Source organism: Streptomyces sp. V1I1 (genome assembly GCF_030817355.1).
Classification (GTDB): Bacteria; Actinomycetota; Actinomycetes; order Streptomycetales; family Streptomycetaceae; genus Streptomyces.
This window is the reverse complement of sequence record NZ_JAUSZH010000001.1, coordinates 1,894,058-1,910,241: the sequence shown is the minus strand read 5'-3', so window position 1 is coordinate 1,910,241 and position 16,184 is coordinate 1,894,058. Positions and strand designations below refer to the sequence as shown.

The following is a 16,184-nucleotide window of genomic DNA, read 5'->3' as shown; positions in this document are numbered from 1 at the left end:
CCGCGAGGTCTCAAACCGTCGGCGGGGGCCCCGGCGCGGGAGCCGGTTCCGTGGTGGCCGGCGGTCCGGCTGGGACGCCCAAATGGGCCACGTACCCGCCGAGCTGGGCCGCCGCGCCGAGCATGGATACGCCGCGTGCTGTGAGCCGTCGCCGCCAGTCGTCGAGGGCGGCGGACAGCGCCTCGGTGCCGCCGGCCGTGCGGATCTGCCGGACCACCGTGCGGATGTGCTCCAGCGGGTAGCCCCCGCGCCGCAGGAGATGGGTCAGCTCGGCGTCGCGTACGTCCGGGGCGTCGAACGAGCGGTGGCCGGTGACTGGCTCGCGCGCCGGGGTCAGGATGCCCACCGCTTCCCAGTTCCGCAGGGTCGCCGCGGTCACCCCCAGACGGCGCGCGAGTTCGCCGATGCTCAGCGGCTCGCTGCCGGCGGACGTGTGCTCGGCGAGGCCGGGGGCGGAGGTGAGGTGCTCCACCGCCCGTCCCACCGCGTCCAGCGTGCTTCGGTCGCGGAGCAGTTGGGCGTGGCCGCGGTCGACGGCCGTCAGCGCGGCGTCGAGGTCGCCGGTGTTGAGCGACCGCATGATCTCTCCGCCCGTGGCGTACCCGTACGCCTGGACGAGCGCCAGATAGGCGCGCAGGGCCGCCGCGTGGGTCTCGGTGTAGGTGCGGTAGCCGGACGGGGTGCGCTGGGCGAGCGGGATGAACCCGTCCCGCTCGTAGTTGCGGACCGCCTGGGTGGAGATGCCGTGCTCACGGGCCAGGTCGAACGGACGCAGGTGCTTCACGGTTTGAGACTTTATCCTAAAGAATCCGCGTAGCTCCCCCAAAAGCCTCAACCGACTTTGCAGGTATACGCTTGAGTCCCATGAACCGGGACGTTCAGGAACTCGTCACCACGTCACCTGACGAAGGCATGCCGCGTCCGACAAACGGGAGGGACAACATGACCGCTGGCAAGGAGACGGACACCCAGCCTTCTGGGCTGTGTGCCGCCGACGGCCACGATCTGATCCGTGTGCACGGGGCTCGTGAGAACAACCTCAAGAACGTGCATGTGGAGATCCCCAAACGGCGGCTGACCGTGTTTACCGGGGTCTCCGGCTCGGGCAAGAGCTCGTTGGTGTTCGACACGATCGCCGCGGAGTCGCAGCGGCTGATCAACGAGACGTACAGCGCCTTCATCCAGGGCTTCATGCCCACCCTGGCGCGGCCCGAGGTTGATGTGCTCGACGGGCTGACCACCGCGATACTCGTCGACCAGCAGCCGATGGGCAGCAGTCTCCGCTCCACGGTCGGCACCGCCACCGACGCGGGCACACTGCTGCGCATCCTCTTCAGCCGGCTCGCCAAGCCGCACATCGGCTCGCAGAAGGCGTTCGCCTTCAACGTCGCCTCGGCCGACGCCTCGGGTGTCCTCGTGGTGAACGGCAAGAAGATCGAGAAGGGCTTCAGCGTCGTCGGCGGCATGTGCCTGCGCTGCGAGGGCATGGGCACCGTCTCGGACATCGATCCCGCCCAGCTCCTCGACGACTCCAAGTCGCTCGCGGACGGCGCGGTCACGGTCCCCGGCTGGAAGCCCGACGGCTGGGTGGTGCAGTCGTTCACCGAGTCGGGCTTCCTCGACCCGCACAAGGCGATCCGCGACTACACCGAGCAGGAGAGGTACGACTTCCTGCACCGGGACCCGGTCAAGGTCAAGTTGAAGGGCGTCAACACCACCTACGAGGGCCTCCTCGCGAGGGTGCGCAAGTCGTTCCTGTCCAAGGACAAGGAGACGCTCCAGCCGCACATCCGTGCCTTCGTGGAACGGGCGGTGGCGTTCTCCGTCTGCCCCGAGTGCCACGGCACCAGGCTCAGCGAGACCGCCCGGTCCGCGAAGATCGACGGCCTCAGCATCGCCGACGCCTGCGCCATGCAGATCAGCGACCTCGCGGCCTGGGCCCGCGGTCTGACCGACCCGTCGGTCACGACACTGCTCACCGTGCTCGGCCAGACCCTCGACTCGTTCGTCCAGATCGGCCTGGGCTACCTCTCGCTCGACCGGTCATCGAGCACGCTCTCGGGCGGTGAGGCCCAGCGCGTCAAGATGGTCCGCCACCTGGGCTCCGCGCTCACCGACGTCACCTACGTCTTCGACGAGCCCACCGTCGGCCTGCACCCGCACGACATCCAGCGGATGAACGACCTGCTGCTGCGACTGCGCGACAAGGGCAACACCGTGCTGGTCGTGGAGCACAAGCCGGAGACGATCGTGATCGCCGACCACGTCGTCGACCTGGGACCGCACGCCGGCACCAAGGGCGGCGAAGTCGTCTTCGAGGGCACCGTCGAGGGACTGCGGGCCAGCGGCACCGTCACCGGACGGCACCTGGACGACCGGGCCTCGCTGAAGCCGTCCGTGCGCGAGCGGTCCGGTGTGCTGGAGGTGCGCGGCGCGAACGCCCACAACCTGCGCGACGTCGACGTGGACATCCCGCTCGGCGTGCTCACCGTGCTCACCGGCGTCGCGGGCTCCGGCAAGAGTTCCCTGATCCACGGCTCGGTAGCGGGCCGCGACGGCGTCGTCACGGTGGACCAGTCGCCCATCAAGGGCTCCCGGCGCAGCAACCCGGCCACCTACACCGGCATGCTCGAACCGATCCGCAAGACGTTCGCCAAGGTCAACGGGGTCAAGCCCGCATTGTTCAGCCCCAATTCCGAGGGCGCCTGCCCGACTTGCAAGGGCGCCGGTGTCATCTACACCGACCTGGCGATCATGGCCGGCGTCGCCACCACCTGCGAGGAGTGCGAGGGCAAGCGGTTCCAGGCCTCGGTGCTCCAGTACCGGCTCGGCGGTCGGGACATCAGCGAGGTGTTCGCGATGCCGGTGGCCGAGGCCGCCGAGTTCTTCCGCAGCGGTGAGGCACGGACGTCGGCCGCGTATGCCGTCCTCGACCGGCTCGCCGAGGTCGGCCTGGGCTACCTCAGCCTCGGCCAGCCGCTCACCACCCTCTCCGGCGGAGAGCGGCAACGGCTGAAGCTCGCCGGTCACATGGCCGGAACGGGCAGCGTCTACATCCTCGACGAGCCGACCAGCGGCCTGCACCTGGCCGACGTCGAGCAACTGCTCGCCCTGCTCGACCGGTTGGTGGACGCCGGCAAGACGGTCATCGTCGTGGAGCACCACCAGGCGGTCATGGCGCACGCCGACTGGATCATCGACCTCGGCCCCGGCGCCGGCCACGACGGCGGCAAGATCGTCTTCGAGGGCACGCCCGCCGAGCTCGTCGCCGACCGTCCCACCCTCACGGGCGAGCACCTCGCACAGTACGTCGGCGCCTGACACGACGCGGCCCGCCCGGCCCCCGCCTGGTGACAGGGGGCGTTGACCGTGGCCGGCCTGCGCCGGGCCGAAAGTCGACGTTGCTCACACCGCCGTACGCGCACGACTGTCTGGCTCACCTCTTTCGCCCGTACCTCTCCCGCACCGCGGCGGCGACCACAATGCGGGCCGACGGCCTCCGCCCGCTGACAGCCCGTTCCGGCGTTCCCCACCGCGCGCCTGCCGGACCGCACCCACGGTGGACGGACCCCGCTCACGCCGCCCGACGGAAGGGATCAGACCGATGTCCTCGCACGCCGACCACACCACCGTGATCGTGGGAGCCGGCCCCGCCGGGCTCACCGCGGCGCTCAGCCTGGCCAGATACCGGCACCCGGTGACCGTCGTGGACAGCCCTCGGGCACCGCGCAACAGCGCGTCGGCGGGTGTTCACGGCCATGTCGGAATGGACGGCGTCACGCCCGGCGAGTTCCGGGCGCGCGCCTGGCGGGAACTCTCCCGGTACGCGACCGTCGAGCGGCTGGAGGCCGACGCCGAAAGTGTGACCCCCGCTCCGGGCGGAGGCTTCCGGGTCGCCGTCGGCGGCGGTGAGACCGTCGAGGCCCGAACCGTTCTGCTCGCCACCGGTGTCGTGGACGTCCACCCGGCCGACGTGGACGGTTTCGCGGAGTGCTGGGGCCGCAGCGTGATCCACTGTCCGTTCTGCCTCGGCGAGGAGAACGCCGGCGGGCGCTGGGCGACCGTCGCCGACAACGCGGAACTCGCGGGACTGTCGGCCGTGGCCTTCCTCGCCTGGAGTGAGGACACCATCGCGATCTGCCAGGAGTCCATGCCCGGCCTGGAGACCGCTCGCGCGACGGCGCGGAGCAGCGGGGGCGAGGTCGTCACGGGAACGGTCCGCCGCCTGCACCACCGCCAAGGGGCTTTGTACGCAGTCGAGTTGGACGACGGCCGGGTCCTGGAGCGGGAGACACTGGTCTGGACGCCACGACAGCGGCAGCAACCCGTCGTCAGGCGGACCGCCGAAGAGCTGAAGCTGACGGTCGACGACGCCGGCTTCATCGGCGTCGACGCCTCCCAGTGCACCAGCGTTCCGGGCCTGTACGCGGCCGGGGACCTGACCAGCCGCTGGAAGCAGTCGGTCACCGTGTCGGCCGCGGCGGGCGCCGCGGCCGCCGACGCCATCCACATGTCGGCGTTGCTCGGCGCTGTGCGCCGCTGAACCGGTTGCCCCGCCACCACTCAATTCAGGGTTGCGTCGGATCCGGAAAGGAACCACGGCAGATGCCAGCAGCGATCAGAACGGCCGGACTGTGCAAGCGTTTCGGCTCGCTCACCGCACTCGACCACCTCGACCTCACGGTGTCCGAGGGCACGGTGCACGGCCTGCTCGGCCCCAACGGCGCCGGCAAGACCACCACCGTCCGGGTCCTGGCCACCCTCATCAGACCGGACGAGGGAGCGGCCGAAGTGTTCGGCGTGGACGTGCGTGACGACCCCGGGCGGGTCCGGTCGGTCATCGGCCTCACCGGCCAGTACGCCGCCGTCGACGAACTGCTCACCGGGCGCGAGAACCTGCACATGATCGGCAGACTGTTCCGGCTGTCGAAGTCCGACTGCCGGGCCCGCGCGAGCGAACTGCTGGAACGCTTCGGCCTGGACGACGCGGCCGACCGGCAGCCCAGGACCTACTCCGGCGGAATGCGGCGCCGGCTCGACGTCGCCGCCAGCCTCATGGCGCGGCCCAGGCTCATCTTCCTCGACGAGCCGACCACCGGCCTCGATCCGCGCAGCCGCATGGAGGTGTGGCGGCTCGTGCGCGAACTGGTCGCGGAGGGCACGACCGTACTGCTCACCACGCAGTACCTGGAGGAGGCGGACCAACTCGCCGACTCCCTGTCGGTCATCGACCGGGGCAGGGTCATCGCCGGCGGCACCCCGGACGAGCTGAAGGCTCAGGTGGGTCAGGGCCGGGTCGGCATCACGCTGTTGGACGGCGAAGGCATGGAACAGACGGTGCGGCTCCTGCGGGAGCGGCTGGGCGCCGACCCGGTCGCCGACCCGCAGAAGATGGTGGTCCACGCCCCGCTGCCCGACGGCGGCACCCTGCCCGACCTGCTCCACCTGCTCAGGGAGTCGGGGATCGCGATCGGTGACGTGGCGCTCCGCCGACCCACTCTCGACGACGTTTTTCTCGCCGTGACCGGCCGGTCCGCCGATCACGGCGTCGACCAGCAAAACATCGGGAAGGAAACCGGGCGCACATGACCTCCACCACCCTGACACGGGAGAGCGGCACGTCGTACACGCAGTCGCGGAACACCTTCGGGTGGTGGCTCTCCGACGTGTGGCAGATGACCCTGCGCAACGTGCGGCACGTGCTGCGCAGCCCCGATCTGGTGATGTTCTCGCTGGTCCAGCCGGTGATGTTCATCCTGCTGTTCACGTACGTCTTCGGCGGCGCCATGGACGTCGGCGGCGAACGCTACGCCCAGTTCCTACTGCCCGGCGTCCTCGTCCAGATGGCGCTCTACGGCTCCGCCGCCGGCACGACCATCGGGGTCGCCGCCGAGATGCGCGAGGGCCTCATGGACCGCTTCCGCTCGATGCCGATGAGCCGTACCGCCGTGCTCATCGGACGCACGCTGTCGGAGATCTTCCGCAACGTCGGCGTGGCCTGTGTGACCGTGGGAGTCGGCGTGCTGGTCGGCTTCCGGTTCCACAACGGCCTCCTGCCCGCGCTGGCCGACCTGCTGCTGTTGCTGCTGTTCGGCTACGCGGTGTCGTGGTTCGCCGCCTACCTCGGGCTGTCGGTGCGCAACGCGGAAGCCGCCCAGGCGGTCGGCGGCGTGTGGATCTTCCCGTTCACACTGATCTCCTCGGCGTTCGTACCTACCGACACGATGCCGGGCTGGCTCCAGGCGTACGCTGCCCACAGCCCCATGACGGCGGCCGTGAACGCCCTGCGCGCACTGTTCACCGGGGGCCCGGCGACGAGCTACGTCCTCCAGACCGTGGCCTGGTCGGTCGGCCTGATCGCGGTGTTCGCCCCGCTCGCGGTCCGCAAGTACGGCTCGCGCTGACCGGCGGGCGGTGCCTCCCTGACAGAAGTCCGCAAGAGACCGAGGACGCACCGGGGGGCGACGCAATCATGGCAGCCATGACTGAACCTGTCGCCGCACCCGACGGACCCGCCCCGATGACCGAGGTGTTCGACGCCGTTTACCGCGGGGAGAGCCCTTTCGGCAAACGCCCGCCGTGGGACATCGGGGCGCCCCAGCCCGCCTACGTCGCCCTTGAGGAAGCGGGACTCATCGGCGGCGCGGTCCTCGACGCGGGCTGCGGCACCGGTGAGGACGCCCTCCACCTGGCGGGCAAGGGGTACGCGGTGACAGGGTTGGACCTGTCCCCGACGGCGATCTCCCTCGCCCGGGACAAGGCGGGGGCACGCGGACTCGACGCCGTCTTCGAAGTCGCCGACGCCCTCGACCTCAAGGGCTGGGAAGGGCGCTTCGACACCGTGATCGACTCCGGCCTCGCCCACACCTTCGAGGGCGACACTCTGCGTTCCTACGCGGCGGCCCTGCACCGGGCCTGCCGCCCGGGGGCGGTGGCGCACATCCTCTCGATCAGCGACCGGGGGTCCGCGGAGATGCAGGCGCGGCTCGCCGAGGCCATCGAGGAGATACCGGCGCCGCTTCCGGACAACGACGAGCCGCCCGGCCTCAAGCGCTCCGCCGACCACTTGCGCCACGGCTTCGCCGACGGCTGGACGGTGGAGTCGATCGACGAGACCCACATACGGGGCATCATCCCGACCACGTCCGAACTCCTCGACGTGCACGCCTGGCTCGGACGCTTCCGCCGTAGCTGACCGCGACCACCGAAGACGGCCCTTGCGAAGGTGATGAACGATGAAGGTGCGAGTAGGCAAGTGGCTGCGGACCGTCGCGTCCTCACCGGCCGGCCGGGCGGCCCGACGGGTGGTCCCGTCGGCCGGCGCCTCCCCGGCCCCGCCTCCCTGGACCGGGGCCGCCCGCGCCGCCTACCGGTTCGGTTTCGCCTACGCCGGCCTGTACTGCCTGACCTCCCCTCAGGTCTATCTGGCCTTGCGCGGGGGCGGAATGGGGCGTCTCCAGGAAGCGGCCGACTCCTGGGCGAAGCTCTGGGAGGTACGCCCGGTGCGGAACTGGATGTCCCTCCGGGTCCTCGGCAGGGAGTTGGGTGACCGCTTCGACGGCGGCGACGACCCGCACACCTGGGCGGGGCAGCTCTGCTGGCTCGCGGGCGCCGCCGCGGCCACCCCGGTCTGGTCGGTGCTGGACCGGAACCGGACGGACTACGCGGCGCTGGACAAGTGGGTCCGCCTGGCCGCCCGTTTCTGCCTCGCGGGGCAGATGTTCTCCTACGGCGCGGCCAAGGCCGTCCCGCTCCAGTTCCAGCTGCCGCCGTCCAAGCTCGTCGAGCCGCTCGGCGACCTCAGCCCGATGGGCCTGCTGTGGGCGCAGACGGGGTCCTCGAAGCCGTACCAGATGCTGCTCGGCTGTGCGGAGATCGCGGGCGGGCTGCTGCTCATCGTTCCGCGCACGGCGTCGCTGGGCGCGCTGGTGTCGGCCGCGGAGATGGCCCAGGTGCTTCTCCTCAACATGACCTTCGACGTCCCCGTCAAGGTCCACTCCTTCCACCTCCTCCTGCTCAGCCTGCTTCTGCTGGCCCCGCACACGCCTCGCCTGGCCGAAGCCCTGCTCACGGAGCGCCGGGTCCCCGCGGCCGCCCCCGCGGACCTCTTCCGCTCCCGCCGGGCGAACCGGATCGCCACCGCACTGCAGGCCGGGGCGGGGCTCTGGCTGCTCGGCGCACAGCTGCGCAACGACTGGTCGTTCTGGAAGAACCACGGGGGCGGACGGGAAAAGCCCGAGTTGTACGGCGTCTGGGACGTCACCGACTTCTCCATCGACGGCGAGCGGCACCCGCCCATGACGACCGACGGCCAGCGCTGGCGCCGAGTCGTCGTGGACTCCGTCGACGCCGTGGCCATCCAGCACATGGACGACTCGCTCGACCCCTGCATGGCGGCGATCGACATGAACGCCCGTTCGGTCGCGCTGACCAAGATGGCCGACCCCAAGTGGCAAGTGACGTTCACCTTCGAGCGCCCGGCCGACGACCGCCTGATCCTGGAGGGCGACGCCGACGGCTACCACCTCCGCCTGCATCTGCGCCGCCGCGATCTCGGCACCTTCCCGCTGGTCGGCCGTGGCTTCCACTGGGTGCAGGACAACTCGTACCTGCGGTAGCGGACCAGTCGACCGGGCGGCACACACGGGACGGCGGCCCGCCGTCCACGGGAGGAGAACAACGGATGAGCGCGGACGTGGAGACGCTGGCCGCGGAGGTGCGAGGACCCGTCCTGCTGCCCGGCAGCCGAGGATACGACGAGGAACGGACCGGTTTCCAGACCGGCTTCCGGCACCGGCCCGCCGTCGTCGTCGGCGCCACCCGCCCCGAGGACGTGCGCGCCGCGGTCCGCTTCGCCGCCGAGCGGCGGCTGCCCGTCGCCGTGCAGTCCACCGGACACGGCATCGTCACGGCCCTGGACGGTGAGGGCGTACTCATCACCACCCGCCGGATGAAGGCCGTCGTGGTGGACGCGGAGGGCGGAACCGTCAGAGCCCAGGCCGGCGTGCTGTGGGGAGAGGTCATCGAGCGGGCCGCCCCGTACGGTCTGGCCCCTGTCAACGGCTCAGCTCCGCACATCGGCGTCGTCGGCTACCTCCTCGGCGGCGGTGTCGGCCTGCTCGGCCGCCGGACCGGTTACGCCAGCGACTACGTCCGCGCCATCGACATCGTCACCGCCGACGGCGCGCTGCGCCACGTCACGGCCGGATCCGACACCGACCTGTTCTGGGCGCTGCGCGGTGGCGGCGGCAACTTCGGCGCCGTCACCGCCATCGAGACCGCCCTCGTGCCGGTGACCAGGATCTACGGCGGCGGCCTCCACTTCGCCGCGGACCACCCCGTCGACCTGCTGCAGGCCTACCGCGCGTGGACCCTCACGCTGCCCGAGGAACTCACCTCCTCGATCGGCGTCATGACCTTCCCACCGTTGCCGTCCGTCCCCGAGCCGCTGCGCGGACGCTACGTCGCACACGTTCGGATCGCCTTCACGGGCTCCGCCGAGGGGGGCGAACGGCTCGTGGCGCCCCTGCGCGCTCTCGGCCCGCGTCTGATCGACACCGTCCGGGAGATGCCGTACACGGAGGTCGGCACCATCTACCAGGACCCGCACGTCCCGCATGCCTACTTCGGCGGGAACGTCCTGCTGAGCGAACTCGATCCCAGGGCCCTGCGGACCGTCGTGGAGGTGGCCGGACCCGATGCGACCGTCCCCTGCATCGTCGACATCCGTCACCTCGGCGGGGCCTTCGCCCGCCGGCCCACCGATCCGGGCGCGGTCGGGGGCCGTGACGCCGCGTACATGCTGCGAGTGATGACCGGCGGCACGGCCGCGCCGTCCACCGCAGCCCGGCCGGTCCACCAGCGCGTCTACGACGCCCTGAAGCAGTGGACCGTCGGCCGCAGCCTCAACTCCGTCTACAACGACGGCGCCCCGGTCCGCCAGGAGCAGGTGCGGGAACTCTTCGCGGCCGAGGACTTCGAGCGGCTGCGACGCGTAAAGACGCTGCACGATCCGCACAACCTGTTCCGGTTCAACCACAACATCCGACCGAAAGACAGCGATTGACTGAGCTTTGTCGCTTGCAGCGGGCACCATGCCGCTCGTCGTGCCCGTGGTCCCGCTGATCAACTTCGTCGTGGTGATCGTCGTCGGCTTGGTCATCGGTTCAGGTTCGTCGCCGGGCTGCTGCCGGCGCTGGGCGGCCTGGTGCTGCTGTTCTCCGCACCTCCTCGCGGGACTCTCGTCTTTGACGCTCGTTCGACGCTCTGGCCGTTCACACGAAGGACGATGAGCCGAGAAACCGGCTCTGACCAGGGAGTTTCTGGGATCTGTTCAGGCCGACATCTTTCCGATGACGCACCATGTGGAGTGTGTCGCGATTCTGGAGCCCGCCGCGAAGAGCCTCTGACCTGCTGGTTCTTCTTGCACCCAAGCTCTGGGCGGGTGGGGCCGACCTGTTTCCCAAGGCACACGACGTGGAGTGTGCCGTATCCCCGACGAACGTCTCTGACCTGCGGTTTCGGCCAGTGACGTGGGGGTGACGAAACGTCGTGCCACCGGTTCGCAAGGACGGCGCACGGCAGTCTCGACGCTCACGTGACGCTCATCCTGATGGTGCGTCAGGCCAGTAGTCCCAAAGCGCTGCCCTCCTGCCCGACTGCGGCGGCGACGTCTTCCCCGGGCAGCACGGGGAAGCGCTGGGGCAGACGGGCGGGTAGACAGTGAAACGGGACGGCAGATCTGACGGGGAGCGCATCCGGTCGGCAGATCTGCATATGACGTCCGGCTACAGCGTCGAACACGCGACCGGGCAGGGCGGTGGACTGGTCATGCGGTTTCTTTCGGGGGCGGTTCGGTTCACGGGTAGGGCTTGGTGATCAGTTCGATGGCGTGGCCGGCAGTGGTGATCCGGCCGATGCGGTCGACAGTGGACTCGGTGAACCAGAGGGCGCCGTCGGGTCCGGCGGCGGTGCCGAACGGTCCGCAGCCCGCGGTGGGCAAAGCGAACTCGGTGACGGTGCCGTGAGTGGTGAGTCGCCCGATGCGGTGTGCCTGGTACTCGGGTGGCCGCGACCCCGGTGTGGGCGTGGGTCCTGGCGCTCACGCTGTGCGGCATCGGCACCGGCTCGCTGTTCTCGCCCCTCGCCCATGTGGCGACCCGCGAGATTCCGGGCCCGGTGATGGGCGCCGCGTCCGGCGTCTACAACACCGCGCGCCAGGTGGGCAGCGTCTTCGGCAGCGCCGCGGTGAGCGTCCTGCTCCAGCGCGGGATGGCCTCCGCCGGGAACGGCTCCGACGCCGGGGCGGTGGCCGACGCCGTCTCCGGCGCCCTGTGGCTGCCGGTGGGCATGCTCCTCGTCGGCATGCTCGCCTGCCTCGCGATGCGCGACGGGACGGTGCGGGTCCGGCGGAGCGAGACCTGAGGAGCCGGGTGCGAGGAGGCGTCCGGCGCGCGGTCTCGGTACCGCGCGCCGGACGTGCCGTCTCTCAACTGTTCGGCGGCTCCACCGACTCCACCTCCGGATCCAGGCGTTGGGCGAACTCCCGCCACGCCTGCGCGCAGCCGAGGGCGGCCTGCACGGTCATCTGCCTGCTGTGCGGGGGCACGCTCGCCGCGATCCGTCGCCAGCCGTCCTCGCCTATAGCCTGGGCGTCGAGCAGCCGGAGCAGGGCCCGGCCGGTTCGCTGAGCCGCAGCGCCGGGTCGTTGCGCAGCCGCCGGAGCAGGCGGTGGGCGCCGGGGCGGGACGGGCACGCGGCGGACGCCGCCGGCGCGGCGGGTCTGCCCGTCCCGGCCGGGCCCGCCCTCCGCCCGTTCCGGCTCGACCTCGGAGCGGTTCACGGTCCCCCGGGGCGGCGTCGGGTCCTCGCCGCGCCGGATACGGTTGCGCACGTCACGCACCGTCTCCGGTGAGATGCCGGCCTGCCGGGCCACCGCGCGCAGTCACAGCTCCGGGTCCCCGGCGATCAACTCCCCGGTGATGCGGCGCCCTTCTGCGCTGCTGACCGGCCGCTCCTCGCCGTCCTGGCCGATCCGCCGGGTGCCGCCGGCGGTGCCGTCCACGCCGGTCTCCTGGCGCAGCGAGGCCACCGTCCGGGCGGCGAGGCCGGTGGCGGCCGCTATCCGGCGGTCGGACCAGCGCGGATGGGTGGCGACGATGCGCGCCGCGGCGGCGCGGCGGTCGCTCAGGGAGAGCGGCAGACCGTGCGAGACGTTGGTGCGCACCGCGAGGACGAATGCGTCCGCCTCGTCGCCCTCGAAGTACCGGGCCCGGATGCGCCGCGCTCCGCGCAGCTTGGCGGCACGCAGCCGGTGCATGCCGTCGATGACCCGCATGGTGGGACGGTGCACGATGATCGGCGGCAGCCGGTCCTCCACGTCGGTGAGCGCCTTGACATGCTCGTTGTCCTCGCCGCTGCTGCGGGGCGTGCCCGCCTCTCGTAAATGCTCCACCTCGATGGTGGTCTCCGCGGTCAAGGGCGTCTCTGGCGTGTGGGTGTTCAGGGGCGGCTGGGCCGGGTGGGACGAGGCACCGTCGTGGCGCACCGTGCATCTCCGGTCTCGATGAAACTGTGAACAGAGGTGGCGAGAACTTCGTCCTCGTGACCGCGTCGTGTCGGGCCGAAATCCGCCGGACGGTATTTGCTGCCATTTTGCCCGCGGTCGCATGCTCGGTCGCACCCGTCCAGCGCACCCTCAACTCGACTTCCCGCACACAAGGTTGGGTAGTCCCCGTGTCTTCCTCACCGCGCGTGAGAAGGCCCCCGGGCCCCGCGAGCCGCACTGTAGGCCGGTCGCTCACGGCCCGGGGGCCTCACCTCTCCTCGCTAGCCCCTCACTCGTCCCTCAGTCCGCTCAGCCGGTCGGTGTGACGAATTCGGGCTGGTCGAGCACGCGCAGCCAGCTTCCGTCCGGCTGCCGCCGCACCACCTGGGCGCGGGCCCCGGTCCCGTCCTTCGGCGGGGTCGAGGTGAGCGCGAGGTCGCCGCTGAGCAAGGTGGGCAGGGGTGTCTCGGGGGCGAACTCGGCCCCACTGGACAGCACCTTCTCCCACAGCGCGCGGATCGCCTCGCGGCCCATCGTCTGCTCGCCGGGCGGGTAGGCCAGCACGGCGTCTTCCTCGTAGAGGGCGGCGACACCGTCCACGTCGCCCGCATTGGCCCGCTCCACGAAGAGGCGGGTGATCTCCTCGGGGCGCATGGCCTTCTCGTGGTCCGACACAAGATCCTCCTCGGTTTCGTCGTGACTTCCTCCAGGTGGTCGTCACCGATGCGCCAGAAGTCCAACAGGTGGAAATTCTGCGATCTAGAATTTCTGCTCATGAACCTGAGGCAGCTGGAGTACTTCGTCGCGGTGGCCGAAGAGGAGAGCTTCACCCGGGCCGCCGACCGGGTGGGCATCAGTCAGTCCGGCGTGAGCGCGCAGATCCGCCAGCTCGAACGCGAACTGGGCGCCGACCTCTTCGAGCGCTCCGCCCGCCGCGTCATCCTGAGCGTGGCCGGACGGGCGGCCATGGGGCGCGCCCGTGCCGTCCTCGCTGCCGCCGAGGGCGTCGGACAGGCGGTGGACGAGGTGACCGGCCTGATCCGGGGCCGGCTGGTGGTGGGCATGGTCGTCGGGTGCACCGTCACGCCGCTCTTCGACGCGCTGGCCGCCTTCCACAACGAGCACCCCGGCGTCGAGATCTCCCTCTTGGAGGACCGTTCCGACCGGCTGTTCGACGCTGTGCGCGCCGGAAGCGTCGACCTGGCCCTGGCCGGAACCACCGGACCCACCGCACAGGACCTTCGGACGCTGACCGTCGTCAGCGAACGGCTGATCGTCGCTGTCCCGCCCGGGCACCCCCTGACGGCGTCGCCCCGGCCGCCCCTGCGTGACGTCGTCGGCTACCCGGTCGTGTGCATGCCGCCCGGCACCGGGGTGCGCGCGGCGTTCGACGACGCGTGCGCCGCCCAGGGGCTCACCCCCACGATCACGCTCCAGGCGAGCGCCGCGAACGCCGTCGCCGACCTCGCCGCCCGCGGCCTCGCCGTCGCCGTCCTGACCGAGTCGATGACCGCCCCGCAGCACGAACGCCTGCTGTCCCGCCCCATCGACGACGCCACGGACCCGGCCCTCCTCGTCCTCGCCTGGAAGGACACCGGCAACCCGGCAGTCCACGCCCTCCTCCGACATGCCGGACCCGCCTTCACCGGCAGCGCCGAGCGGCAGCCGGTGAAGGCGGGGAGGTGAGCCGAGGACGTGTCCGCACGGTCGGAGTGGGAGCGCAACCAGATCGAAGGCACGTCCACCGAGCGATGACCGCGAGGATTACCTGGAGCGGGTACACCCCGGAGGCACCCTGATCATTCAGGACACGGGCGGCCACATGCGCTGGTGGACCTGGGCGGGCCACCGCACGAACGCCACACTTGCCGCGACCCTCGGCACGGTCGCCGTGCCGGGCAGCACATCAACGACCGATGGATCCGGCTTCGGGAGGACAGCACCGCGCGCACCTGGAACGACGCGACGCGGGACGTGACGGACCGGTTGGGTCTGCCGGACGTCGACGAATGTGCGGTGCGCAGACTGAAGTTCGGCGAGGCCCTGCCTCCACGCCTCGCGGAGGCCACCTTGTCGGCCAGGCTGGCCGACACGCAGTCAGCTACCGCCCTGCTCGCGGAACCGGTGCGTTTTGTCCGGAGCTGACGTGACATCGTCGTGGTGCTCCGGCTGGACGAGGGCAAGGGCGGTATGGGCCTGGCGGACACACGGAAAACAGACATCCCGCTCAGCAGAGGGCGCCGGCCCGGAACAATGGATCGACGATGACCTCCGAGAGCTCAGAAACGCCCCAGTCCTCCCCGCCCGTCGACCCTGCCCCCTTCGCCCACCTCACCCGTTCCCAACGCCTCCCTCTACCGGCAGGAGATGCGGACCTTCCTGGTCGCCAAAAGCGGTTCGCGGTGCATCTGCGGCCGGAGGGCATGTACGCTCCGACTGCTTTCCTACCCGCTCATCTCTTGGCTCTTGCTCTGATCGCTTGCAGGCGTGATCTCATCCGGACGTGATCAGTCGATGTCCGGCTCATCGGCCTCTTCGAGGAGCCGGGTCGCGAGGTCGTCGGCCCACTCCACGGCCCAAGTGCGAAGAGCGGTGATGGTGGCGTCATCGAGTCCGTAGGCGGCGAAAGCTTCGTCGTCGGTCCACTCGGCGCCCGTCAGGTTCGCCTGCAGGTCCTCGCGCTCAAAGCGGCCTCGGGCATGGCGGCGCCCGAACTCCTCAAGCTCGGCATTGTTCCAGCGGCGGGAGGCCGCGAAAACGTCGATCAAGTCGCGAGGCGCTCCGCGATCGGCGAGGGCGCGGACCTTGGTCCCGATCACGTCCTCCTCCGCGAGGACGGGGCCGTACGGGCTCTGGGCGACAGGCCGCCAGAAGATCTCCTTGAGGATGTCGACTTCGCATTCCTGCCCGGTGGCCGGGTCGGTCACGGTGAAGCGGGCGGACAGCGGGGCGGTCTCCAGCGCGTGCACCTTCCAGCCGCGGGCTTCCAGGCCGACGCGGAGCGTGGCTGCGATGTCGGCCATGGGCGCCGGGTTCTCGGTGGCGACATCAAGGTCCTGGCTGGGGCGGTTCACGAGGCGGTGCGCCCGCACGGCATATCCACCGGTGAGAACCAGTGGATACGGGGAACCGAGCGCGATCACATCCGCCAGGAGCCGCGTGTGCAGCTCCGGCATGTCCGTCACGCGGCTGCCCGGTGGCGGGAGGCGAGCTGGGGGAAGGCGTCCTCCCATACGGCGCGCACGGTGCGACCGACGAGGGTGCGCAGCACCGGCCACAGCTGGAGGAGCAGGTCCTGGTTGAGGTACCGGGGCAGGTCATCGCGCAGACCCTCGTGCAGGACAGTGCGGTACAGGCCCATGCGCTGGCGAGGCTTGCTCATGTCGTACGAGGTCATCCCCGACCAGGCCATGTGCAGTGGCAGCTCCACGACCCCCTGGGGCGGGCCGTGCAGCTCGTCCAGCGACTCCGGCAGCCGGAGCCGGAACTTCTCCCGGTACAGCGCGAGGTCCTCGGCGACCGCGCCCGAGAGGTTGCTCGGCGTGGGTGCGGCAGACTGCGGGCTGGAGGGCATGACTCCATTATGGCGGTCTGAGAAGCGGTGCGGGTCGTTGATGTGCTGATGTGCGAGCCTGTG

The 16,184-nt window shown here is 70.7% G+C and carries 16 protein-coding genes; 9 read left to right on the top strand and 7 right to left on the bottom strand.

The features are described 5' to 3' along the window. Positions 1 to 10 precede the first annotated feature (10 nt). Positions 11 to 784, bottom strand: a complete 774-nt coding sequence (locus tag QFZ67_RS09295) for a TioE family transcriptional regulator (protein WP_307660621.1) — start codon at positions 782 to 784, stop codon at positions 11 to 13. Positions 785 to 942: 158 nt separating this feature from the next. Between QFZ67_RS09295 and QFZ67_RS09290 the strand changes: the two genes are divergently transcribed. The 7 genes from QFZ67_RS09290 (at position 943) to QFZ67_RS09260 (ending at position 10,066) form a co-directional block, all read left to right on the top strand. Then, positions 943 to 3,321 (top strand): excinuclease ABC subunit UvrA, encoded by a 2,379-nt coding sequence (locus tag QFZ67_RS09290; protein WP_307660620.1) that lies wholly within the window; start codon positions 943 to 945, stop codon positions 3,319 to 3,321. Positions 3,322 to 3,604: 283 nt separating this feature from the next. Then, complete coding sequence (locus QFZ67_RS09285) at positions 3,605 to 4,543, top strand: NAD(P)/FAD-dependent oxidoreductase (protein ID WP_190174513.1); 939 nt, start codon at positions 3,605 to 3,607, stop codon at positions 4,541 to 4,543. Positions 4,544 to 4,605: 62 nt separating this feature from the next. Further along, positions 4,606 to 5,589 (top strand): ATP-binding cassette domain-containing protein, encoded by a 984-nt coding sequence (locus tag QFZ67_RS09280; protein ID WP_307660619.1) that lies wholly within the window; start codon positions 4,606 to 4,608, stop codon positions 5,587 to 5,589. Next, positions 5,586 to 6,404, top strand: a complete 819-nt coding sequence (locus tag QFZ67_RS09275) for an ABC transporter permease (RefSeq protein ID WP_307660618.1) — start codon at positions 5,586 to 5,588, stop codon at positions 6,402 to 6,404. The genes QFZ67_RS09280 and QFZ67_RS09275 overlap by 4 nt, the downstream gene beginning before the upstream one ends. A gap of 77 nt (positions 6,405 to 6,481) precedes the next feature. Then, on the top strand, positions 6,482 to 7,195 hold the full coding sequence (locus QFZ67_RS09270; RefSeq protein ID WP_190174510.1) for a class I SAM-dependent methyltransferase: 714 nt from the start codon (positions 6,482 to 6,484) through the stop codon (positions 7,193 to 7,195). A gap of 40 nt (positions 7,196 to 7,235) precedes the next feature. Next, complete coding sequence (locus tag QFZ67_RS09265; RefSeq protein WP_307660617.1) at positions 7,236 to 8,618, top strand: DoxX family protein; 1,383 nt, start codon at positions 7,236 to 7,238, stop codon at positions 8,616 to 8,618. A 65-nt stretch (positions 8,619 to 8,683) separates the two neighbouring features. Then, positions 8,684 to 10,066 carry an FAD-binding oxidoreductase gene (locus tag QFZ67_RS09260; RefSeq protein WP_307660616.1) on the top strand — a complete coding sequence of 461 codons (1,383 nt, stop codon included), beginning with the start codon at positions 8,684 to 8,686 and terminating at the stop codon, positions 10,064 to 10,066. Positions 10,067 to 10,858: 792 nt separating this feature from the next. Here the strand turns inward: QFZ67_RS09260 and QFZ67_RS39080 are convergent. Further along, the gene (locus QFZ67_RS39080) at positions 10,859 to 11,002 is read right to left on the bottom strand and encodes a hypothetical protein (protein ID WP_373429973.1); all 144 of its coding nucleotides are present in this window, start codon (positions 11,000 to 11,002) and stop codon (positions 10,859 to 10,861) included. A gap of 62 nt (positions 11,003 to 11,064) precedes the next feature. Between QFZ67_RS39080 and QFZ67_RS09250 the strand changes: the two genes are divergently transcribed. After that, complete coding sequence (locus tag QFZ67_RS09250; RefSeq protein WP_307660615.1) at positions 11,065 to 11,424, top strand: hypothetical protein; 360 nt, start codon at positions 11,065 to 11,067, stop codon at positions 11,422 to 11,424. A 64-nt stretch (positions 11,425 to 11,488) separates the two neighbouring features. On the opposite strand, the gene QFZ67_RS09245 is transcribed toward QFZ67_RS09250, so the two are convergent. The 3 genes from QFZ67_RS09245 to QFZ67_RS09235 form a co-directional block, all read right to left on the bottom strand. Then, positions 11,489 to 11,893, bottom strand: a complete 405-nt coding sequence (locus tag QFZ67_RS09245) for a hypothetical protein (protein WP_307660614.1) — start codon at positions 11,891 to 11,893, stop codon at positions 11,489 to 11,491. Between the two features lie 51 nt (positions 11,894 to 11,944). Further along, a complete protein-coding gene (locus QFZ67_RS09240; protein WP_307660613.1) occupies positions 11,945 to 12,478 on the bottom strand; it encodes a ParB/RepB/Spo0J family partition protein in 534 nt (177 codons plus the stop codon). Positions 12,479 to 12,856: 378 nt separating this feature from the next. Continuing rightward, on the bottom strand, positions 12,857 to 13,222 hold the full coding sequence (locus QFZ67_RS09235) for a nuclear transport factor 2 family protein (RefSeq protein WP_307660612.1): 366 nt from the start codon (positions 13,220 to 13,222) through the stop codon (positions 12,857 to 12,859). A gap of 99 nt (positions 13,223 to 13,321) precedes the next feature. On the opposite strand from QFZ67_RS09235, the gene QFZ67_RS09230 reads away from it, so the two are divergent. Then, positions 13,322 to 14,233 (top strand): LysR family transcriptional regulator, encoded by a 912-nt coding sequence (locus QFZ67_RS09230; protein WP_307660611.1) that lies wholly within the window; start codon positions 13,322 to 13,324, stop codon positions 14,231 to 14,233. An 821-nt stretch (positions 14,234 to 15,054) separates the two neighbouring features. On the opposite strand, the gene QFZ67_RS09225 is transcribed toward QFZ67_RS09230, so the two are convergent. Next, on the bottom strand, positions 15,055 to 15,723 hold the full coding sequence (locus tag QFZ67_RS09225) for a nucleotidyl transferase AbiEii/AbiGii toxin family protein (protein ID WP_307660610.1): 669 nt from the start codon (positions 15,721 to 15,723) through the stop codon (positions 15,055 to 15,057). Between the two features lie 5 nt (positions 15,724 to 15,728). Continuing rightward, on the bottom strand, positions 15,729 to 16,121 hold the full coding sequence (locus tag QFZ67_RS09220; protein ID WP_307660609.1) for a hypothetical protein: 393 nt from the start codon (positions 16,119 to 16,121) through the stop codon (positions 15,729 to 15,731). Positions 16,122 to 16,184: the final 63 nt, after the last annotated feature.